Origin of the sequence: Halorussus salilacus, from assembly GCF_024138125.1 — an archaeon.
GTDB lineage: Archaea > Halobacteriota > Halobacteria > Halobacteriales > Haladaptataceae > Halorussus > Halorussus salilacus.
The window spans coordinates 101855-122656 of record NZ_CP099994.1 but is presented as its reverse complement, the minus strand read 5'-3'; the positions used below and the strand labels follow the sequence as shown (position 1 = coordinate 122656).

Genomic DNA, 20802 nt, shown 5'->3' with positions numbered 1-20802 from the left:
ACTTTAGGATGGAAGGACCCCGAAATAAGCGTACCGAGGCTCCGCCGCCTTCCGCCAGCCTCCGGCGCGAGACGCCGCCCGGCCCGAATCCCGTCGGTCTATCGGCGGATTTATTGGAAATCCCGCCGACGGTCCAGTCATGTACAAACACGTCGCCTTGCTGGTACGACGGGACGACACGACCCACGAGGAGTTCGTCGACCACTGGCAGAACGAGCACACCCCCATCGCCCGCGAGATCGAGGGCGTCACGCGCTACCAGACCGTCCTGCCGACCGACCCCGAGAACGCCGAGTTCGACGGCATCGCCGAACTCTACTTCGAGGACCTCGATGCGCTCCACGACGCGCTGGGAAGCGAGGGGAGCCGAGACTACGACCCCGAGAGGGGCAAAGCGAAGGAGGCCCGCGAGGATGTCGACAACTTCCTCGACATCGACCGCAGACCCCGGTTCATCGGCGAGGAGATTCTCCAGAAGGACGAGGTGGACGGTGATACCGACGGTCTCTACAAGCACTCGGCGTTCCTCGTCCGACAGGACGGGATGACCCACGAGGAGTTCGTCGAGTACTGGCAGGACAACCACACGCCCATCGCCCGCGAAATCGAGGGCGTGGTCCGGTACGCGACCGTCCTGCCGACCGACCCGGAGAACGCGGAGTTCGACGGAATCGCCGAACTCTACTTCGAGGACTTGGACAAACTCTACGACGCGCTGGGAAGCGAGGGGAGCCGAGACTACGACCCCGAGAAGGGCAAGGCGAAGGAGGCCCGCGAGGACGTGAACAACTTCCTCGCCATCGACGAGCGTCCCCGGTTCATCGGGCGCGAGACGGTCCAGAAAGACGAGACGTAGTTCGGAAGACCGAGACGGAATCGACCCTTCCCGGCCGATTGATTCTCCGCCGCCCGTCGCGCGAACGAGCGTAGCCGCGGCTGTCGGCGGTCCGGCACCGAGAATTAATCCATCCGAAGAATATAAGTCCGAGCGAGAAGAAGCAGGTTTTGATGCGTCTAAAAAATAGATTCGTCTCGCAATATCTCGGCTCTCGCCGTTGGTCCGAACGGAGGGGGTCGCGATGATAGGGGTCGACGAGGCGCTGGACATCCTCGTGTTCTCCGTTCGCGACGGCTTCGTGCAGGTCAGCGCGTTCGTCGCGCTGACCGTGCTGGTGTTCGGTCTGGTCCAGTACCGGTCGGGCGGACGGCTCGTCGAGATGCTTGAGCAAAACGAGCGGTTCCAACCGCTGGCTGGCGGGCTCCTCGGTCTCACGCCCGGTTGCGGCGGCGCGATAGTCGCGATGCCGCTGTACATCCGCGGGAAGGTCAGCTTCGGCACCGTCGTCGCGGCGCTCGCCGCGACGGCGGGCGACTCGGCGTTCGTCATCCTCGCGCTGGCACCCGAGGCCGCCCTCTACGCCTACGCCATGGCGTTCGTCGCGGGCGTCGCCTTCGGGTACATGATCGACTTCTGGGGGATGGGCGTCGGCCGCGTCGACAGCGCGGTCGAGCGAATCGGCCGCCCGATGACCGACGGCGGGTTCGCCACGACGAGCGTCGCAGACGGCGGGCCGAGCATCTCCGGGTCCGAGTCGCCCGCCCGCGGCGGGTCGCAGGCGGCCGCCTGCGACCACCCGCACAACCACGGGACGGCCCGCGGTTCGCCCGGCATCCCGTTCGTCTCGCGGGCCGCCGTGACGAAGTTCACCCACGCGGCCCACGTCGTCTGGTGGATAGCGGCCGTCGTGGGGTTGGCGGCGGGCGTGGAGTACCTGCGCCGCGGCGCGCCCGAGGTCGCGCTCGAATTCGCGCCCACCTTCTCGGGCGTGTTCACGGTCGCGGGTCTCACGGGGACGGCCCTCTCGTTCTACCTCTACTTCGTCGGACGCCACTACGTCGGACCGGGCGAGGCCGGTCGCATCCGCGAGTCGTTCGCGAGCGCCTACGACACCTTCCAGCACGCGGCGATGGAGACGGCCATGGTCACGGTCTGGGTCATCGGGGCCTACCTCGTCTACGAGTACACCATGGCGATATTCGCGCTCGATATCGGCGCGCTGGCCGCCGCCGCGGGGATTCTCGCACCGCTCGCGGGCGCCGCGCTCGGGCTCATTCCGGGGTGTGCGCCCCAGATCGTGTTCGCCACGATATACGCCAGCGGCGAGGTTCCCTTCTCCGCGCTCGCGGCCAACGCCATCAGTCAGGACGGCGACGCGCTGTTCCCGCTGATGGCCATCGACATGAAGGCCGCCATCATCGCCACCATCTACACCACCGTCCCGGCGGCCGCGGTCGGCGTCGGCCTCCACTACTTCTGGCCGTACGCCCAGTTCGGATTCGGGGTGCTGGGGTAGGAGCCTCGACCTCCCGACTCGGGGACGATTCCGACCCGGGAGCGATTCCGATTCGGGAGCGATTCCGACCCGGGCGCGACCGCGCGCCGCGCGGTCGCGCCCGAGACACGAACCATTACGTTCCGCCCCGGAGACCACTGAATCATGTCCGACGAGACCCCCGACTACGACGCACAGGTGCGGGACGCCTTCCCCGAGATCGCCGACGTAGCCGACGAGTCGCTCCGCGAGAAGGTCGTCGAAGCGTGGGTGCTGGGCCTCGAACGCGGCGGGTGGCGGGATATCTCGGACGTTCCCTACGCGTGGAACATCCACGAGGTCACGAACGTCGAACACGTCCGCGGGGTGACCCGCATCGCGGTCGACTCGGCCGAGCAACAGCGCGACTTCCACGGTGCCGACCCGGACTTCGACGTGATTCGGGCGGCCTGCCTGCTCCACGACGTGGGCAAGTGCTACGAGTACGTCGACCACATCGACGACGACGAACTGCTCGACCCCGACCCGACCTACGCCACCGAGGAGATACCCCACTCGCTGTCGGGGTACGCGCTGGCCCACGAGGTCGGGTGTCCCCTCGCGGTCCAGCGCGCGATTCCCCACTTCCTCGGCGAGGTGCCCAAACGGACCCTCGAAGCCGAACTCGTCAAGAGCGCCAACTCCGCGAGTTCGAACGCCATCACCCAGTCGGCGATGGGCATCACCCTGCAGGAGTGGGTCGAGAAGTACAGCCAGACGACCGGCTGAGCGGGCCGGATTCGATGGGGGCGAACCGACCACCGATTCGCGCTCGTCCGCCTCCACGCTTTTCCCGCCGCGCGTCGAAGGACCTCCCATGTACGAGAAGACCAGTCTGGACGACCTCGAACCGCGCGACGTGGAGGGCATCGAACCCCGACTCAGGGCGGTGGGCTACCAGCTACGACCCGACGAGATGCGCCCCAGCGTCTGGGAGTTCGAGACGGGCGAGACCAACAACTGGCACCGCCACGAGGCTCAGGAGGAACTCTACTACGTCACCGACGGCGAGTTCGTGATGACCGTGCAGGGCGGCGACGAGGAGGAGACCTTCGACCTCCGAGCGGGCGACTTCGTGGTCGTCCCGCCGGAGACGTGGCGACAACTGGAGGCGCTCTCGGACGGCCGGGTGTTCGTCGTCGGCGCGCCGAGCGAGAAGGACGACGCGATTACCGAGCAGGAGTAGAGGTGGGCGTCGGCCGTCCTCAGAACGTGAAACCGTGCTTCTCGGTGATGTGGTACGCGCCGGTGCCCCAGATGTAGTTCTCGCCGGGCCACCACGTCCGGGCGTTGTTGAGTCCGCCGACAAGCACCCCGGCGTCCGGGTTCTCGGGGTCGGCGTGGAAGTTGACCGAGCCGCTGTCGCCGTCCGTGAAGTCCGATTCGCTGCCCCACTTGAGCTGGCCGCGCTTGCAGACGGCCCCGTACGCGCAGGTGAAGCCGTCGACCGCCTGTATCTTCCCGGTCGTGTGGCCGGTCTTGACGCCGATCTTTTCGAGCGATTCGCCCTCCGCCTTCAGGTCCGAGAGGCCGACCCGCGTGAACTGCCCGAGGACGCGCCCGGGCGAGCCGTTCCGAATCTCGTGGAGGGGTTCGAACTCCGATTCCGGGGTCGCACAGACCAGGTCCGACTCGGGATACCCAGTCTCGACCGTCCCGATTCTGGTCTTGCCCCCGTCGAGGAGGTAGAGCGGCTGGCCGCCGTTGTCGCTGCCGTCGTAGATGTGGTTCGCGGTGGCGAAGTACAGCGACCCGTCCTCGGGGTCGCGCATCGCTGGTGCGAGCGTGCCGTAGAGGTCCTCGCTCCCGATGGTGACGCTCCCGGGGATGCCGCCCTCGACCGTCTCGGGCTCCGAATCTTCCGATTCGGAGCCCGGGGCGGTCGAGTCGTCCCCGCGCTCGGTGGCTTCGCCGGACTCGACCCGCGCTACCTTCTCGACCTCGACCGGCACCTGCTCGAACTCCTCGGGGACCTCCCCGCGGGCGTCCTCGCTCGTGACCTCGACGCGGATGGCGGCGTTTGCGCCGCCGTACTCGCCGGGCTCGACGGCCGAGCTAGCAACGTCGTCGGTCTCGACCGCGCCGAGTCGGCGGTTCGCCGCGACCGCGGTCCGGAAGTCGTCGTACCAGTCGGCCGGGACGCTCTTGCGCCGCGGCTGAAGTTCCTCGCCCTCGCGAACCAGTCCGTACACCACCGGCACCTCGTCGTCGCTCGCGGCCCGCACGTCCTCGGCTGTCAGAAACGCGGCCGAGAGCGCGCCGAATCCGAGACCCAGAAGTGTGTCCATGAACCGCCGCCGCCCCATCGTCGCCACCGACTCGTCGTGGATGGCTCTCGTGTGCCGTTCGGTCTTCTCGTGCATGCTCCCCCATTTCCCCGCACACCTGTACGCCGCTCCATCACTTCAAGTTGCTTGCTCGCGCGGTCCGTGTGCTGGCCTGCTCGGTCCGGTCTGAATGCTGGCCCGCCACCCCCGGCGGGGTCGCTACGACGGATACCCCACGACGGCGTCGGTCTCGACCTCGGTCACGCCGTCGAGCGAACAGACGGCCTCCAACCGCTCGTGTCCGACCGTCACGAGGACCCTGTCGAACTGGAGTTCGCGGTGGAAGTCGCCGTCCAGCGATTCGACCTCGGCGCGAACCTCGTCGGGAGTCGTCGCCTCCGCGAGGGTCAACACGAGCCGGACGGTCTCGCCCGGAATCGGGTCGCGCAGGAGCGACCGGACGGTGTGGCTCAGGTAGGTCATGGTCCGGGTGTGACTGTCGCTCAGAGCGGTTCCCACGCTCTCGGGGAGTCGTTGAGGCGCTCGAAGCCCTCGTCGGTGACCACCACGAGGTCCTCGATGCGGACGCCGAACTCCCCGGGGAGGTAGACGCCGGGTTCGACGCTGAACACCATCCCCGGTTCGAGTTCCGTCTCGTTGCCTTCGACGATGTACGGGTGCTCGTGAACGTCGAGGCCGACGCCGTGGCCCGTGCGGTGGGTGAACTGCTCGCCGTAGCCCGCCGACTCGATGACCTCGCGCGCGGCCCGGTCAATCTCCGCGGCGGGGACGCCGGGTTCGACCGCTTGCACCGCGGCCCGCTGGGCCTCCAGCACCGTCTCGTGGACTTCCTCGTAACCCTCCGGCGGGTCGCCCGCGAACACGACCGTTCGGGTCTGGTCGCCGGGGTAGCCGCCGACGGACGCGCCGAAGTCAAGCACCACGGGGTCGCCGCGCTCTATCTCTCGGTCGCCGTGGCGGTGGTGGGGCTTCGCGCCGTTCGGACCCGACCCCACCACGGTCTCGAACGAGAGGCCCTCGCCGCCGCGCGCCGAGAGCAGGCGGTCGATCTCGTCGGCGAGTTCGGTCTCGGTCATCCCGACGGCGTCCTCGCCCAGTTCGCGGGCCGCGACGCTGACCTCGTCGGCGAGCGCTCCGGCTTCCCGGAGCGCGTCGAGCTCGGCCTCGTCCTTGCGCACTCGGAGGTCGTCGAACACCTCGCTGGCGAGGCCGAACGTGGCGTCCGGAAGCGTCTCCCGGAGGTCCTGGGTGAACAGCGCCCACATGGTGTCGTCAACGAGGAGGCGACCGCCGCGCAGGTCCATCTCGTCGGCGAGGTCGGCGACGAGCCCGCCGGGGTCCTCGCCGTCGGCCCACAGCCGGAGGTCCTCGACCCACGAGGCGTCCCGAATCTGCTCGTCGTACATCTCGGGCGCGACGAAGACGGGGTCGCCGTCTCGGGGGACGAACAGGAACAGGTGTCGCTCCATCGGCTCCTCGCGGAACCCCGAGGCGTAGAACAGATTGGTACTCGGGAACAGGACCGCGGCGTCGGCACCTACCTCGGCGAGTCGGTCCCGACACCGCCGGGTTCGCTCCTCGAAGACGTTCATGTCGTGAGCTTGCGCGCGATTCGGTTTAAATGTACGCGGTGACGGACCGGAATCGCAGCCGGACCACGGAAACTCATTTGTGGGTCCCCGAACACGACCGCGCATGGACGACCCTCGAATCCGGGAGGCCGTCGCCGACGACGCCGAACGGCTCGCAGAGGTGTACCGGAGCGCGTACGCGGAGAACCGCCGCCTCGGGTTCCCCGCCAAGGCGGGGTCGGCGACCGCCGACGACGTCTCGGAGTGGCCCCGCGAGAACCGGGTGTTCGTCGCCGAGGTGGAGGAAGCGGTCGTCGGCGGCGTCCGACTCGAAGTGACCGATTCCGAGCGGGTGAAACTCAGCCGCCTCGGCGTCCACGAGGACTGGAAGGGCGAGGGAATCGGCGGTCGTCTGCTGGGCTTCGCCGAGGAGGTCGTTCGCGAGTGGGGTCGCGACGTGGTTCGGCTCACGACGCCCGAGGACCACCCCTTCCTCCCGACTTCTACCGGAGCCGCGGCTACGAGAAGACGGGGCCGTATCCGCTGGACTTCCGCGAGTACGACGAGATTGTCATGGAAAAGCGGGTGCGGTAGTGGGGTCGCGCCAACCGCACCGTCGCGCCCACCGGCGGGCGGCCGACCGGTCGGCCGCCCGCCGACCCGCCGCCCGCCGACCTGCGCGTCTCGGCAACGTCACCTAAATACCATGCCGTGGTAGCGCCTGCGTGGTTCGCGAGCAAGTAGCGGAGTTCTCGATACAGTACGTGCAGGCCCTCGACGAGGACGGGGACCTCGACGAGTCGGAAGCGCCGGACCTCGACGAGGAGACCCTGCGCGAGATGTACCGGCTGATGAAGCTCTCGCGGCGGGTCGACGAGCGCGCGGTGGCGTTGCAACGCCGGGGCGAACTCGGCACCTACGCGCCCGGAATCGGACAGGAGGCCGCCCAGATCGGCTCCGCGCTCGCGCTCGCGGAGGGCGGGTGGATGGTGCCGTCGTTCCGCGAGGGCGGGGCCTACCTCGCGCGCGGCACGCCGGTCCACCGTCTGCTGTGGTACGCGCTCGGGATGGAGGAGGGCGCGGAGGTCTCGGGCGGGAACTTCCCGCCGTCGATTCCGGTGGGGTCCCAGCCGCTCCACGCCGCTGGCGTGGGGTGGGGTCAGGAGATGACGGGTGCCGCCGAGGCGACCCTCTCGTACTTCGGCGACGGCGCGACCAGTCAGGGCGACGTGTACGAGGCGATGAACATGGCGGGGGTGTTCGACTCCCACGTCGTCTTCCTCTGTCAGAACAACCAGTACGCTATCTCGACGCCCCGGGGCGTCCAGACCCGCGCCGAGACGCTGGCCCAGAAGGCGGTCGCGGCTGGAATCGAGGGGATACAGGTCGACGGCAACGACGTGCTGGGGGTCCACGCGGTCGTCCGCCACGCGCTGGAGTCGGCCCGCGGGGGCGACCCCGTGCTCGTCGAGGCGCTGACCTACCGGCGGTCGATGCACACCACCAGCGACGACCCCACCGTCTATCGGACCGAGGAGGAAGAAGCGGAGTGGGCCGCCCGCGACCCCATCGACCGGTTCGAGCGATACCTCCTCGGCGAGGACGTGCTGGACGAGGCGGAGATCGACGCCGTCGAGAATCGAATCGAGGAGGAACTGGCCGACGAGATAGAGCGCGCCCGAGCGGGCCGGGAGGGCGTCGACCCCGCCGAGATGTTCGACCACGTATTCGCGGAGATTCCGCCCGCGCTCCGCGAGCAGCGCGCGGAGTTCGAACGAGGGCGAACCGGGCAGTACGACCGAGAGCGAACGGAGGGGTCCGAGCGTGACGAATGAACTCAGGCTCGTGGAGGCGATTCGGCAGGCGCTCGACGAGGAGCTGGCCCGCGACGACTCGGTCGTGGTGTACGGCGAGGACGTGGGCGTCAACGGCGGGGTGTTCCGGGCGACGCGGGAACTCGCCGAGACGTACCCCGACAGGGTGTACGACACGCCGGTCGCGGAGGCCGGGATCGTCGGGATGGGCGTCGGCCTCGCGGCCTACGGCCTGAAGCCGGTGGCCGAGATACAGTTCGCGAGCTTCGCGTATCAGGCGTTCCACCAGATACAGCAGCACGCCGCCCGGATGCGGGCTCGGACCCGCGGGACCCTGAACTGCCAGCTGACCATCCGGATGCCCTACGGCGGCGGTATCCGGGCGCTCGAACTCCACTCGGAGAGCTTCGAGGCGGGGTGGGCCCACGTCCCCGGCCTGAAGGTCGCGGTGCCGTCGAACCCCGCCGACGGAAAGGGCCTGCTCGCCGCGTCGATTCGCGACCCCGACCCTGTTGTCTTCCTCGAACCGACTCGCCTCTACCGCGCCACCCGCGAGTCGGTCCCCGAGGGCGACCACGTCGTCCCGCTCGGTGAGGCCGCGGTCGTCGCCGAGGGCGAGGACGCGACCGCGGTCGCGTGGGGCGGCATGGTGCCCGAGACGCTCGACGCGGTCGACGACCTCGACGCGAGCGTCGAGGTCGTCGACCTCCGGACCGTCTCGCCGATGGACACCGAGGCGGTCCTCGACTCGGTACGCAAGACCGGCCGCTGCGTCGTGGTCCACGAGGCACCCCGGACCGGCGGCTTCGCGGCCGAGATACTCGCGCGCATCAACGACGACGCGCTCTACCACCTCGAAGCGCCGGTCGAGCGCGTGACCGGCTACGACGTTCCCTTCCCGCTGTTCGCCCGCGAGGACGCCTATCGGCCGGACGCCGACCGCATCCGCCGGGGCATCGAGCGCGCGCTGTCTGCGTAGGCCGCCCGCTCGCGGTCCGCCGGGAGAGCTATGCACATCCGCGTCGTGTCCAATCCGGAGGAATCCAGAATGCAAGCATTCGTGATGAACGGAATCGGAGAGACCGACATCGTCGAGAAGGAGCGACCTGAACCGGGGCCGAACGACGCGATACTCCGGCCGACGAAGGGACTCGTCTGCACCTCCGACGTACACACCGTCCACGGAGCCATCGGCGACCGCGAGAACCTCACGCTCGGCCACGAGGCCGTCGGAATCGTCGAGGCGGTCGGCGAGGCGGTCGAGGAGTTCGCGGAAGGCGACCGGGTCGCGGTCGGAGCGATCACCCCCGAGTGGGGGTCGGCGGCCGCTCAGGACGGCCACCCCTCCCAGTCGGGCGGGCCGCTCGGCGGGTGGAAGTTCGCCAACGAGAAGGACGGGATATTCGCGGAGTACGCCCACGTCAACGAGGCCGACGCCAACCTCGCGGCGATTCCGGAGGGCGTCGCCGACGAGGAGGCGGTCTACGTCTGCGACATGATGAGCACCGGGTTCGCGGCCGCCGAGAACGCCGCGATTCCGGTGGGCGGGACCGTCGCGGTCTTCGCGCAGGGACCGGTCGGACTGATGGCGACCAAGGGCGCGAGCCTCCGGGGCGCGGGCCGAATCTTCGCGGTCGAGAGCGTCCCCGAGCGCCAGGACCTCGCCCGCGAGTACGGGGCCGACGAGGTGGTCGATTTCACCGAACACGACCCGGTCGAGCGGATCACCGAACTCACCGACGGCGAGGGCGTCGACGCCGCCATCGAGGCGCTCGGGCGCGAGGAGACCCTCGCCGACTGCGTCGCGGTCACGAAACCCGGCGGGACCATCTCGAACGTCGGCTACTACGGCGAGGGCGAGACCGTCGGGATTCCCCGCGAGGCGTGGGGCGTCGGCATGGCCGAGAAGGACATCGTGACCGACCTGTGTCCCGGCGGCCGCCTGCGACTCCGGCGGCTCCTTCGACTGCTCGACACCGGCCGGGTGGACCCGACGCCCATGACGACCCACGAGTTCGACTTCGCCGACGTGGACGAGGCGTTCGAACTGATGGCGTCGAAGGAGGACGGCGTCATCAAGCCGCTGGTGTCGTTCTGAACCGCGGCCGTCGTGTCAGTACTCCTCGGCCGCCAGTTCTTCGAGGTGTTGGCGGAGTTCGGGGTACTCCTCGACGTTCACGAACCCGTACTCGCCGCCGCCGTAGAAGGTGTCGGGGAGTTCGCGCTCTATCAGCATCTCGTCCGGGTCGCCGTCGACGTGGTTGACCTTGTCCATCGGGACCATCCGAACCTCGTCGGTTCCGTCGACGCAGACGACCGCGTTCTCGCGCACGAGGACCGCGTCGAATTCGAGGGGGTCGTACTCGTCGACCGTGTAGACGGTGGGTCTCGTCGATGCCATGTCGATGACGCCGACGAGGCGAGTAATAAATTCCCGGTCCGAGCGCGGCTTTCGCCTTCCGGTTCGAGCGCAGGTGTCGGTGACGGTCGGAGACTCCGCGGAGGGTTTATCTGTGACACCACCTTACCTACCACAGACCCATGACCGGCCCCATCCGCCAGCGCGAGGCTGAGGCGACGACCGAGGAGCGAGAAGAGACCGACAGCGAGACTACGTGTCCCGAGTGCGAGTCGAAGTCCCTCGTCGCCGACGCTGGCGGAAGCGAGCTGATCTGTGAAGACTGCGGGCTGGTCGTCGAGGAGCGCAACGTCGACCGCGGGCCCGAGTGGCGCGCGTTCAACCACTCCGAGCGACAGAAGAAGAGCCGGGTCGGCGCGCCGACCACCAACACGATGCACGACAAGGGGCTGACGACCACCATCGACTGGAAGGACAAGGACGCCTACGGTCGGTCGCTCTCCTCGGAGAAGCGCAGTCAGATGCACCGCCTGCGCAAGTGGCAAGAGCGCATCCGAACCAAGGACGCGGGCGAGCGCAACCTCCAGTTCGCGCTGAGCGAACTCAACCGGATGGCCTCGGCGCTGGGGGTCCCGCGCTCCGTACAGGAGGTCGCGTCGGTCATCTACCGGCGCGCGCTCAAGGAGGACCTCATCCGGGGACGCTCCATCGAGGGCGTCGCCACCTCCGCGCTCTACGCGGCCTGCCGCAAGGAGGGCATCCCGCGCTCGTTGGAGGAGGTCGCGGAGGTCTCGCGTGTCGAGCGCAAGGAGATCGGACGGACCTATCGCTACATCTCTCAGGAGCTCGGACTCGGGATGGAGCCCGTCGACCCGAAGAAGTACGTCCCGCGGTTCTCCTCGGAGCTCGAACTCAGCGAGGAGGTCCAGTCGAAGGCGAACGAGATAATCGACGTGACCGCCGAGAAGGGCCTGCTCTCGGGCAAGTCGCCGACCGGCTACGCCGCCGCCGCCATCTACGCCGCCTCGCTGCTCTGCAACGAGAAGAAGACCCAGCGCGAGGTCGCCGACGTCGCGCAGGTGACCGAGGTCACCATCCGCAACCGGTATCAGGAGCAGATCAAGGCCATCGGACTTTATAACTGAGCGGCCGTAGCCTCGTTCGCGACCGAAGGGAGAATCCGGAGCATGGAGACTCGGAGGACGGAGACCGAAATGGATCAGCGATTCGAACGACAGCTCGCCGAGGAGTTCGACGGCAACGCGGGTGCCAGACGAGTAGTCGTGCGCCAGGCCCGCGACCTCGCCGACTCCGGGCAGTTCGGGGCCGACATGGGCCGAGAGCTGACCGCCGACGTGGTCGTCGACAACCTCCACGACGCCCCGCCCGACCTCTCGCTCCCCGAGAAGTGGAACTGGTGGGTCGGCGCGCTCGAACTCGCGTACGGCGGCTACGACCGCTTTCGGGTGGTGCGGTGGGCGGGGCGGTCCGACTGACGGCCCGCCGTCAGTCGGACCGTCCCGTCGACCCAGCGGCGGTCTGACTGGCCGACTTCCTCCGGGGGCCCTACCGGCCCAGCGAGCCTCGGTGGCGGAAACTTTCTTGGGGACGAACCCGGCAATTCACGTATGAACAAGGCGATTCGGGCGGTGGCTGGCGGGGTCGCCGGAACCGCGGTGCTGACGCTGGGTCTCGTCGTGACCGACGTGGAGACGGGCTACCGCATCGGCATCTTCGAGGCCATCGCGTCGTTCGTCGGCACGCCCGAGCGCCTCGCGCTCGGGTTCGCCCTCTTCGTTCTCGCGGGCGTGTTCGCGTGGCCGCTGGTGTTCGTCGCTGTCGAGGACTACCTCCCGGGCGGTCCCGACCCGGCGGTCCGGGGCCTGCTGTTCGCGGCCGTCCTCTGGGTCGCGTTCGCGCTCACCGGGTCGCCGGGCGTCGATTTCCCGCTCGTCGTTCCGTATCTGGCGCTCACGCTCCTCGCGCATCTCGCGTACGGCTACATCATGGGCGCGGTGTACGCGCAGTTGGACGACGTGGATGTCGGGCGCGAAGCGGGCGCGAGCGTCTAGTCGTCGTCTCCGGGGTCGCGCGAGTCCGAACGGACGCGCCCGCGTTCGCGCTCGAACCGCGCCTCGAACCACCGCCACTCGCGGGTGAAGAAGCCGGTCTCCTTGAGGTTCCACGGGTCGGGGTCGTCGAGCGTCTCGCCCGTGCGGTAGGTGTGGAGCATGTTCCAGAGCCACACCAGCTGGAACGCCATGAGGACGTACGCCAGCACCGTCGCGACCTGCTGGGCCAGCGCGAACTCCGCCGGGAAGCCCGCCAGCCGCCGGGGAAGCCCGTCCATCCCGATCACCAGCAGAACGAAGAACAGGGGCATGACGGTGGCGAACGTCCCCCAGAAGTGGACCTTCGCGAGGCGGCGGTCGAACATCCGGCCGGTGATGAGCGGGTACCAGTAGTAGTTCGCCGCGAACATCGCGAACAGGATGGTACCCGCGAGGATGAGGTGGAAGTGGCCGACCACGTAGTAGGTGTCGTGGAGCACGAGGTCGACTGGAACCGACGCGAGGAAGACCCCGGTGACCCCGCCGACGATGAAGTTGGCGATGGAACCGACGCAGAACAGCATCGGGGTCGCGAGCCGTATCCGGCCGTTGTACATGGTGGTGATCCAGTTGAACGTCTTGACCGCCGAGGGGACCGCGATGGCTATCGAGACCGCCATGAACGACCCCCGGATGCGGGGGTCCATGCCCGTGGAGAACATGTGGTGAGCCCAGACGCCGAAGCTCAGGACGCCGATGGCGAGCGTCGAGTACACCACGAACTTGAACCCGAACAGCTTCCGGCCGGAGAACTTCGGGATGATGAAGCTCAGCAGGCCCAGCGGCGGCAACACGAGAATGTAGACCTCGGGGTGGCCGAAGAACCAGAACAGGTGTTGCCAGAGCATCGGCCCGCCGCCCTCGACCGCGAAGAAGGTGGTTCCGAAGTTGCGGTCGAGCAGGAGCATGATGAGGGCGCTCCCGAGCAGAGGGAACGCGAACAGGACGATGCCAGCGGTCGTCAGCATCGTCCACGAGAAGATGTCGAGTTCCTCCCAGCCCACGTCGTCGGCGCGCTCGGTGAAGATGGTCACGATGAAGTTTATCGCGCCGAGCGTGGTGGAGACTCCCGAGAGGTGGAGACCGAGCAACAGCACGTCTATCTGTGGGTTCGCCATCTCTGCGGTCATCGGGACGTACATCGTCCACCCGGTCTCGGGCGGCGCGAGGAGCCCGATGCCGAGCAGGTCCGAGAACAGTCCGAACCGGATGAGGACCAACGCGGGCGGGAGCAGCCAGAACGCGATGGCGTTGATGCGCGGGAACGCCATGTCGTCGGCTCCGATGAGCACCGGCAGGAGGTAGTTCGCCAGCCCGAACAGGACGGGCGTGACGAACAGGAACAGCATCGTCAGCCCGTGCATCGTGAACAGGGCGTTGTACATCCCCGCGCTCACGACGTTGACCCCGGGCGTGAGCAGTTCCGTCCGGAGCATCACGGCGTCGATGGCACCCCACAGCCCCGCGCCAGCGCCGAAGACGATGTACAGGACGCCGATGTCCTTGTGGTCGACCGTGGTGAGCCACCGGGTCACGCCCGGCGGCTTGTTCCGGAGTTCGTCGGGGAGTCCGACGTACAGGTCGACGACGTCGGGCAGATCGGGAAGCCGGTCCCGAAAGCGGAACGCCCCGATGCCCACCAGTCCGACGCAGAGCAGTATCGTGAGAGCAGTTAACATGTGTACCCCCCGAGGGTTCCCCCGCCAGTGCCCTACATCGGACTGCACGAAAACCCTTATCGCCGCTCTCGCTCGAAAGCGCGTATCGCCGCTCGGCCGATTCGCCACTCCTACTCCAGCGTCGCGCACACCGCTTCTCGGGGGGTCTCCGGCCCGCGGACGTACCGGACCGAATCGGCGCGCTCGACCTCGAACGCTCGCAGGAGGACGACCAGCCGCCCCGCCGAGACCGTCGCGCGAAGGACCGGCCCGCGACTCGTGACCGCGACGTAGGGCGGGGCCGCGACCGGGGCCGCCGGGAGCGAGAACCCGGCCGCCTCGACCGCGCCCGCGAGGACTTCCGGGAGACGCGTCCACGCTCCCGCCGATTCGAGTTCCCGGCGGAGCGGCCCCGCGACCGCGCGGCGCGCGGTCGCGGGGCCGTCCCAGTCGGCCGCCACGGCGTCGGCGCATCGCAGGACGGTCTCGACCGTCTCGGTGTGGGCGTCGAGGACGTACTCCTCGGCGCGGGTCGCGGGGTCGGTCACGCGAGTCGGTTCGGCCGCCAGCGTATAAATCCCGTCCGGACTTCGATTCGGGACCGCCCCGCCGGTCGGCGGCGGTTCGGCGTTTTGCGTACCGCGCCGAAATCCACCCAGAGCCGCAGAGACGGCTGACGGCGGCCGATAGCCGGTTCGAATCCTCGGGGGAAAAGCCTACAAGTGAGGGGCCAAACGATGAGGTAGAGATGGTAGAGATGATCCCACTGTTCGGACCAATCCCGGGCGGGATGGAGATGATGGTGATACTCCTCATCGCCGTCCTGCTGTTCGGCGCGAACAAGATTCCCAAGCTCGCCCGCTCGACCGGCGAGGCCATGGGCGAGTTCAAGAAGGGCCGCCAAGAGATCGAGGAGGAGCTCAACGAGATGCAGGACCCCGAGATCGAGGCCGACGCCGACACCGGCGTCGAGACCGAGACCAACGTCGACGCCGACGCGTAACGCGGTCCATTTCTCGCGGTTCTCTCGGTCCCTTCTCGCGACCTCCGTAACCACTTTCGGTTTCTTCAGACCCTCCTTCGACACCGAAGTTAAGAGGCTTCGGTACCGAACTAGGGCACATGAGCACAGACGAGGAGCTTCAGGAGACAAACACGGAGGAGCGCTTCGCGTTCAAGAAAGAAGAGCGCTCGGCGGTCAGGTCCGAGAAGGGGCTGACCGAGGAGGTTGTCCGACTCATCAGCGAGGACAAGGACGAGCCCGAGTGGATGCTCGACCGGCGTCTGCGCGCGCTCGAACACTACCAGAACATGCCGATGCCGACCGACTGGCCGGGCCAGCCCGACCTCTCGGAACTCGACGTCGGTGAGATCGTCCCGTACATCCGGCCCGACGTCGACAAGCGCGCGGGCGCAGACAGCTGGGACGACCTGCCCGAGGACATCCAGGACACCTTCGAGAAACTGGGGATTCCGGAGGCCGAGCGCAAGGCGCTGTCGGGCGTCGGCGCGCAGTACGAGTCGGAGGTCGTCTACCAGAACATGCAGGAGCAGTGGGAACAGAAGGGCGTCGTCTTCATGAACATGGACGAGGCCGTCCAAGAGCATCCCGACCTCGTCAAAGAGCACTTCATGACCTCCTGCGTCCCGCCGAGCGACAACAAGTTCGCCGCGCTCCACGGCGCGGTGTGGAGTGGCGGCTCGTTCGTCTACGTCCCCGAGGACGTGACGGTCGAGATGCCCGTGCAGGCGTACTTCCGGATGAACTCGGAAGGGATGGGCCAGTTCGAGCACACCCTCATCATCGCCGAACCCGGGAGCGAAGTCCACTACATCGAGGGGTGTAGCGCGCCCAAATACGGCACGCACAACCTCCACTCCGGCGGTGTGGAAGTCTTCGTGAAAGAAGACGCCCACGTCCAGTACTCGACGGTGCAGAACTGGTCGAAGAACACGTTCAACCTCAACACCAAGCGCGCGCTGGTCGAGGCTGGCGGGCGCATGGAGTGGGTCTCCGGAAGCATGGGCTCGAAGGCCACCATGCTGTACCCGTGTTCGATTCTGAAGGGCCGAGGGGCCTCTGCGAACCACATCAGTATCGCGTTCGCGGGTGAGGGCCAAGACATCGACACCGGCGCGAAGGTCTACCACAACGCCCCGCGCACGAAGTCCACCATCGAGTCGAAGTCGATTTCGAAGGACGGCGGGCGCACGAACTACCGCGGGCTCGTCCACATCAGCGACGGCGCAGAGCATTCGAGTACGAGCGTCGAGTGTGACGCGCTGATGTTCGACAACGAGAGCACGTCGGACACGATGCCGTACATGGAGATCGACGAGAACAAGGTCGACGTCGCCCACGAGGCGACGGTCGGCAAAATCGGCGACGAGGACGTCTTCTACCTCCAGTCGCGGGGACTCGACGACGACGACGCCAAGCAGATGATCGTTTCCGGGTTCATCGAACCGCTGACCGAGGAACTGCCCATCGAGTACGCCGTCGAGATGAACCGACTCATCGAACTCGAAATGGAGGGGAGTCTCGGATAGCTCCCGCCGGTTCACTCGCTCCCCAGGCAACCCCGCCCGTTTCTCTCCCCGCGCGCCGACCCTTACGACGAGCGGTGTTTATATCCGGGGCGGGCGTCGGAATGCGACAATCGTTTAGGGGAGAAGCCAGTCCCGATAAATATGGCAGGCGATTCCGCCGCGGGCGGCGACGACGAAGACGACCGCGGCGGGTCGGCAATCGGAGTTGACGAGGTTCTGGCGCTTCTCAGCGAGCGATACCGACGACACGCCATCGCGTGTCTCGACGGTCAACCGATGCCGGTCCCCATCGAGCGACTCACCGACGAGGTCGCGGGCCGGGAGTTCCAGCAACCGCCCGACAACGTCTCGATGATAAAGCGGACCCAGATAGCCACCGCGTTGCACCACAACCACCTCCCGAAGCTGGAGGAGGCCGGAATCATCGCGTACGACACCGACGAGGGGAAGGTGACCGAGGTCACGATTCGGGAACCCCTCGAAGGCTTTCTCGACAAGGTGCGCCGCCACGAGGGGTGACGCCGCAACCGCAAAGTCGCTCTCGCCCGTCGGTGCTCACATGGCCCGACAGACCCGAACCGGCGGGGACTCGACGCTCGGCAGACTCCTCGCGCTCGCGTTGACGTTCGCGGTCGGCTACGCCCTCGGCGCTTGGCGCACCGGGGAGTCCGAGCCGTGGACGGAGGGGCGCGAGCCGACCGAGATACCCATCGACGGCGATTCCGCGGAGCGGGGCTCCGCGGAATCGCCGGACGGTGACACCGCGAACAGCGAAGGCGGGGTAGGCGGGGAAGGTGAGGAAGGCGGGGAAGTTCGCGACCAAGAGGGCGAGGGCGCGAACGAGTAGCCCGGAAGGAGACGCGAACGAGTGGGTCGAGAGCGCTCAGTATCCCGACGCGGTGCCGTCCTTCCGGGGCTCGGTCGCGCCCGAGAGCACGTCGCCGTCGTCGGTCTCTTCGAGTCGCGTCACCTGCGCACCGCCGAACGAGACGGGGGGAAGCACGCGCACGTCGTGGCCCATCCGTGCGAGCTTCGTCTGGAGGGTGCCGTCCATCCGCCCCTCGACCGCGAGCGACCCGTCCTCGCGGTAGCGCCAGCGCGGGTAATCGAGCGCGGCCTGCAGGGGCATGTCGTAATCGACGATATTCGAGATGACTTGGACGTGGCCCTGGGGTTGCATGTAGCCGCCCATCACGCCGAACGCCGCCCAGTCGTCCTCGCCGAACTTCGCGACCGCCGGGATGAGGGTGTGGAACGGTCGCTTGCCGGGTTCGAGGCTGTTGGGATGCTCGGGGTCGAGCGAGAAGGAGGCCCCGCGGTTCTGGAGCGCGATGCCCGTGTCGCCCGCGACGAGTCCCGACCCGAACCCGGCGAACCGGGAGTTGATGTACGAGACGACGTTGCCCTCGTCGTCGGCCGCCGTGAGCAGGACGGTGTCGGCGTCCTCGGCGTTCGCGTTCGGCACGCCGAACGACACGTCGCTGGCTGTCTCGCCGACCTCGTCGGCGCGCTCGGCGGCGTAGTCCTTCGAATTGAGCGGCGGAATCTCCTCGTACTCGGGGTCGGTGATGTGTCGGTGGCCGTCGTGGAACGCCCGCTTCGTGGCCTCCGCGAAGTAGTGGACGCGCTCGGGCGAGTCGAGGGGGTACTCGCCCGCGCCGAGTTCCTCGGCGATGTTGAGGGTTTCGAGCGCGATGAGCCCCTGATTGTTCGGCGGGAGCTCGTAAATCTGCGCGCCGTTGTACGTCGTCGAGACGGGGTCGATGAATTCGGGCTCGAAATCGGCGAGGTCCTCGACGGTCATGAAGCCGCCGTGTTTCTGGACTTCTCCCGCTATCTGTTCGGCGATCTCGCCCTCGTACACCACGTCGGCACCCCGCTCGGCGATCTTGCGCATCGACTCGCCGAGTCGCGGGAGGGTCGCCATCTCTCCGACTTCCGGGGCCGACCCGTCCTGCAGATACGCCTCGCGGGCGTTCTCGTCGGTGAACAGGTCCTCTGCGCCCGACCAGTAGGAGGCGATGACCTCCGAGACGGGATAGCCGCCGGTGGCGTACTCGATGGCGGGTGCCAGAACGTCGGCGAGCGAGAGCCGACCGAGTTCCTCGACGGTGGCCTCCCACCCGCGGGCCGTTCCCGGGACCGTGACCGCGTGCGGGCCGTAGAACGGCATCCCGGCGTCCTCGGTGTCGTCGACCGCGTAGCCGCCGTCGTCGGGGTAGTACTCGGAGATGTCGTCCTTCTCCGCCAGGGCCGCGCGGACGTTCTCGATGGTGGCGTCGGCGGGCGCGCCACCGCACGACCGCATCGCGCCCACCTCGCCGTCGGCGGTCCGGTAGAGCGCGAACACGTCGCCGCCGAGGCCCGTGCTGGTGGGTTCGACCACGTTCAGCGCCGCCGCCGTGGCGACCGCCGCGTCGAAGGCGTTGCCGCCCTCGCGCAGCGTCTGGACGCCCGCCTCCGCGGCGAGCGGCTGGCTCGTGGCGACCACGCCGTTCGGGGCGTACGTCGTGGAGCGTCGGGACGTGAATCTGTCGAGGTCCGGGTCTGGCATGAACGGGAGTTGCGTGGCAGGGGCCAAAAGCGGCGGGGAAGGGGCAGGGCGCGACGGGGGCGTAGCGGTTCGACGGGAGGGGGAGGTGGGTCGTCCCCGGACCGACGCCCCGGCGCAAGACGGCTCGGGGTCCTCGGCGACTACTGCGGGACCGAGTCGCGGGCTACCGCTCGCGGACCCGCATCGGCATGCCGTTCCGGGGGTGCATCGTCAGCGACGGTAGCAGTTCGGGCTCGCGGTCTCCGAGGTATTCGAGTCGGTAGCGCTGGCCTGTCCGGGCGAGGATGAGCGTGGCCTCCAGCTTGGCGAGGTGCTTTCCGATGCAGTGGCGGGGACCGCCGCCGAAGGGGAAGTAGGCGAACCGCGGCCGGTCGGTCTCGCGCGTCCACCTGTCGGGATCGAACGAATCGGGGCGGTCCCAGTAGCGCTCCGAGCGGTGCATCGCCCACTGGGAGAGCATGATGGCCGAACCCTCCGGAATCCGGTAGCCGCCGAGTTCCGCGTCCGTCTTCGGCTCCCGGAACATCGTGTACACCGGCGGGTAGAGGCGCATCGCCTCGTCGACGACGCGCTCGACGTAGTCGAGCCGTCGAACGTCGGCCATCGTCGGCGGGTCGCCGCCGAGGACATCGTCGAGTTCGTCGTGGACTCGCCGCTCGGCGTCGGGATGCTGAGACAGCAGGTACCACGCGTAGGTCAGGGTGAGCGCGGTGGTGTCGTGGCCCGCCAACAGCATCGTCATCACCTCGTCGCGAATCTGGGTGTCCGACTGCTCGCCGCGGTCCCGCGCGCGCAATAGAATCGAGAGCAGGTCGTCGGGCCCCTCGTCGCTCTCGGGGTCGCCGTGGGTGCCCCGGCGCTCGGCCACGATGTCGTCGATGACGGTCTCCATCGTCTCGACCGCGCTCCGGTACTCGCCGTCGCCGGGCATCGGCAACCACTGCGGGGCGGCGAACCGGACCGGGTCCGGTTCGAAGCGCGCCCCGAGCGGTTCCAGCGCCTCCCGGATGGTCCGGACTCGGCGGTCGTTCAGGTCGGTGCCGAGCATGAGGTCCACGATGACCGCGAGCGTCACCTCGGTCATGTCGCGCTCTACGTCGACCTGCGCGCCGTCGGCCCAGTCGGCCAGCAGGTCGTCGCTGTGGCTCACGATGTCGTCGACGAACCCCGTCACGCGACCCGGTGAGAACGCCGGATTCGCGAGTTCGCGTTGCTCGCGCCACGTCTGGCCCTCGCTGAGCAGGAGTCCCTTCCCCAGCAGGTCGCCGAGCGCGTCGTCCTGGAAGTCCGGCTTGCGATACCGGTCGGCCTCCGAGACCAGCACTCGCTCTACGTCGGCCGGGTCGGTCAACAGGTAGGTCGGAATCGGGCCGAGGTCGAACTGGACCACGTCGCCGTACGCCTGCTCGCAGGCCGACAGGAACCGGAACGGGTCGCGGGCGTACCGACGACTGCTACCGAACAGCGGTTCGCCCTTCGGGCCGGGTGGTGACGAACTCATCAACACGTTGTTGGGCGCGAGCGA

The 20802-nt window shown here is 68.0% G+C and carries 23 protein-coding genes; 15 read left to right on the top strand and 8 right to left on the bottom strand.

Translation table 11 applies throughout. The annotated features are described in order from the left end of the window. Nucleotides 1-139: 139 nt before the first annotated feature. From NGM10_RS16220 to NGM10_RS16205, 4 genes are all read left to right on the top strand, one after another. The gene (locus tag NGM10_RS16220; protein ID WP_253484590.1) at nucleotides 140-856 is read left to right on the top strand and encodes an EthD domain-containing protein; all 717 of its coding nucleotides are present in this window, start codon (nucleotides 140-142) and stop codon (nucleotides 854-856) included. A 223-nt stretch (nucleotides 857-1079) separates the two neighbouring features. After that, a complete protein-coding gene (locus tag NGM10_RS16215; RefSeq protein WP_253484587.1) occupies nucleotides 1080-2354 on the top strand; it encodes a putative manganese transporter in 1275 nt (424 codons plus the stop codon). A 144-nt stretch (nucleotides 2355-2498) separates the two neighbouring features. Next, nucleotides 2499-3101 carry an HD domain-containing protein gene (locus NGM10_RS16210; RefSeq protein ID WP_253484585.1) on the top strand — a complete coding sequence of 201 codons (603 nt, stop codon included), beginning with the start codon at nucleotides 2499-2501 and terminating at the stop codon, nucleotides 3099-3101. 88 nt (nucleotides 3102-3189) lie between these two features. Continuing rightward, nucleotides 3190-3558: a cupin domain-containing protein gene (locus NGM10_RS16205; RefSeq protein ID WP_253484582.1), complete on the top strand. Its 369-nt coding sequence runs from the start codon at nucleotides 3190-3192 to the stop codon at nucleotides 3556-3558. Between the two features lie 19 nt (nucleotides 3559-3577). Here NGM10_RS16205 and NGM10_RS16200 read toward each other — a convergent pair whose 3' ends face one another. The 3 genes from NGM10_RS16200 to NGM10_RS16190 form a co-directional block, all read right to left on the bottom strand. Further along, the gene (locus NGM10_RS16200; RefSeq protein ID WP_253484578.1) at nucleotides 3578-4735 is read right to left on the bottom strand and encodes a hypothetical protein; all 1158 of its coding nucleotides are present in this window, start codon (nucleotides 4733-4735) and stop codon (nucleotides 3578-3580) included. A gap of 123 nt (nucleotides 4736-4858) precedes the next feature. Beyond that, nucleotides 4859-5158 (bottom strand): Rossmann-fold NAD(P)-binding domain-containing protein, encoded by a 300-nt coding sequence (locus NGM10_RS16195; RefSeq protein WP_253484577.1) that lies wholly within the window; start codon nucleotides 5156-5158, stop codon nucleotides 4859-4861. Continuing rightward, nucleotides 5143-6252 carry a M24 family metallopeptidase gene (locus NGM10_RS16190; RefSeq protein ID WP_253484574.1) on the bottom strand — a complete coding sequence of 370 codons (1110 nt, stop codon included), beginning with the start codon at nucleotides 6250-6252 and terminating at the stop codon, nucleotides 5143-5145. Before NGM10_RS16190 ends, NGM10_RS16195 begins: the two co-directional genes overlap by 16 nt. A 103-nt stretch (nucleotides 6253-6355) precedes the next feature. Here NGM10_RS16190 and NGM10_RS16185 point away from each other — a divergent pair, with 103 nt between their 5' ends. The 4 genes from NGM10_RS16185 to NGM10_RS16170 all read left to right on the top strand — a co-directional run bounded on the left by NGM10_RS16185 (nucleotide 6356) and on the right by NGM10_RS16170 (nucleotide 10143). Further along, on the top strand, nucleotides 6356-6949 hold the full coding sequence (locus NGM10_RS16185; RefSeq protein WP_253484571.1) for a GNAT family N-acetyltransferase: 594 nt from the start codon (nucleotides 6356-6358) through the stop codon (nucleotides 6947-6949). Between the two features lie 7 nt (nucleotides 6950-6956). Continuing rightward, nucleotides 6957-8066 carry a pyruvate dehydrogenase (acetyl-transferring) E1 component subunit alpha gene (pdhA, locus tag NGM10_RS16180; RefSeq protein ID WP_253484568.1) on the top strand — a complete coding sequence of 370 codons (1110 nt, stop codon included), beginning with the start codon at nucleotides 6957-6959 and terminating at the stop codon, nucleotides 8064-8066. Further along, nucleotides 8056-9024, top strand: coding sequence for an alpha-ketoacid dehydrogenase subunit beta (locus NGM10_RS16175; protein WP_253484565.1), 969 nt, complete (start codon nucleotides 8056-8058; stop codon nucleotides 9022-9024). The genes pdhA and NGM10_RS16175 overlap by 11 nt, the downstream gene beginning before the upstream one ends. Nucleotides 9025-9093: 69 nt before the next feature. Then, nucleotides 9094-10143, top strand: coding sequence for an NAD(P)-dependent alcohol dehydrogenase (locus tag NGM10_RS16170; RefSeq protein WP_253484562.1), 1050 nt, complete (start codon nucleotides 9094-9096; stop codon nucleotides 10141-10143). A gap of 15 nt (nucleotides 10144-10158) precedes the next feature. Here the strand turns inward: NGM10_RS16170 and NGM10_RS16165 are convergent, their stop codons facing one another. Beyond that, nucleotides 10159-10446, bottom strand: a complete 288-nt coding sequence (locus NGM10_RS16165; protein ID WP_253484560.1) for a hypothetical protein — start codon at nucleotides 10444-10446, stop codon at nucleotides 10159-10161. Nucleotides 10447-10586: 140 nt separating this feature from the next. Between NGM10_RS16165 and NGM10_RS16160 the strand changes: the two genes are divergently transcribed. The 3 genes from NGM10_RS16160 to NGM10_RS16150 all read left to right on the top strand — a co-directional run bounded on the left by NGM10_RS16160 (nucleotide 10587) and on the right by NGM10_RS16150 (nucleotide 12476). Further along, on the top strand, nucleotides 10587-11549 hold the full coding sequence (locus tag NGM10_RS16160) for a transcription initiation factor IIB (protein WP_253484558.1): 963 nt from the start codon (nucleotides 10587-10589) through the stop codon (nucleotides 11547-11549). 69 nt (nucleotides 11550-11618) lie between these two features. Then, entirely contained in the window at nucleotides 11619-11900 is a 282-nt protein-coding gene (locus NGM10_RS16155; RefSeq protein ID WP_253484555.1) for a WNWW family protein, read from the top strand. 132 nt (nucleotides 11901-12032) lie between these two features. Next, on the top strand, nucleotides 12033-12476 hold the full coding sequence (locus NGM10_RS16150) for a DUF6789 family protein (protein WP_253484552.1): 444 nt from the start codon (nucleotides 12033-12035) through the stop codon (nucleotides 12474-12476). Here NGM10_RS16150 and NGM10_RS16145 read toward each other — a convergent pair. Both NGM10_RS16145 and NGM10_RS16140 read right to left on the bottom strand, forming a co-directional pair. Continuing rightward, nucleotides 12473-14194, bottom strand: coding sequence for a cbb3-type cytochrome c oxidase subunit I (locus tag NGM10_RS16145; RefSeq protein WP_253484549.1), 1722 nt, complete (start codon nucleotides 14192-14194; stop codon nucleotides 12473-12475). The genes NGM10_RS16150 and NGM10_RS16145 overlap by 4 nt on opposite strands. Before the next feature lie 110 nt (nucleotides 14195-14304). Beyond that, nucleotides 14305-14721, bottom strand: coding sequence for a DUF7988 family protein (locus NGM10_RS16140; protein WP_253484546.1), 417 nt, complete (start codon nucleotides 14719-14721; stop codon nucleotides 14305-14307). 200 nt (nucleotides 14722-14921) lie between these two features. Here NGM10_RS16140 and NGM10_RS16135 point away from each other — a divergent pair, with 200 nt between their 5' ends. The 4 genes from NGM10_RS16135 to NGM10_RS16120 all read left to right on the top strand — a co-directional run bounded on the left by NGM10_RS16135 (nucleotide 14922) and on the right by NGM10_RS16120 (nucleotide 17570). Beyond that, a complete protein-coding gene (locus tag NGM10_RS16135; protein ID WP_253484543.1) occupies nucleotides 14922-15176 on the top strand; it encodes a Sec-independent protein translocase subunit TatA/TatB in 255 nt (84 codons plus the stop codon). Between the two features lie 119 nt (nucleotides 15177-15295). Further along, nucleotides 15296-16723, top strand: a complete 1428-nt coding sequence (sufB, locus tag NGM10_RS16130) for a Fe-S cluster assembly protein SufB (RefSeq protein WP_253484541.1) — start codon at nucleotides 15296-15298, stop codon at nucleotides 16721-16723. 141 nt (nucleotides 16724-16864) lie between these two features. Then, nucleotides 16865-17242 (top strand): DUF7344 domain-containing protein, encoded by a 378-nt coding sequence (locus NGM10_RS16125; protein WP_253484539.1) that lies wholly within the window; start codon nucleotides 16865-16867, stop codon nucleotides 17240-17242. A 40-nt stretch (nucleotides 17243-17282) separates the two neighbouring features. Then, nucleotides 17283-17570 (top strand): hypothetical protein, encoded by a 288-nt coding sequence (locus tag NGM10_RS16120; RefSeq protein WP_253484537.1) that lies wholly within the window; start codon nucleotides 17283-17285, stop codon nucleotides 17568-17570. A 36-nt stretch (nucleotides 17571-17606) separates the two neighbouring features. Here NGM10_RS16120 and NGM10_RS16115 read toward each other — a convergent pair whose 3' ends face one another. Continuing rightward, nucleotides 17607-19277, bottom strand: a complete 1671-nt coding sequence (locus tag NGM10_RS16115) for a gamma-glutamyltransferase family protein (RefSeq protein WP_253484535.1) — start codon at nucleotides 19275-19277, stop codon at nucleotides 17607-17609. Between the two features lie 163 nt (nucleotides 19278-19440). Beyond that, nucleotides 19441-20778, bottom strand: coding sequence for a cytochrome P450 (locus tag NGM10_RS16110; RefSeq protein WP_253484732.1), 1338 nt, complete (start codon nucleotides 20776-20778; stop codon nucleotides 19441-19443). Between the last annotated feature and the right edge of the window lie 24 nt (nucleotides 20779-20802).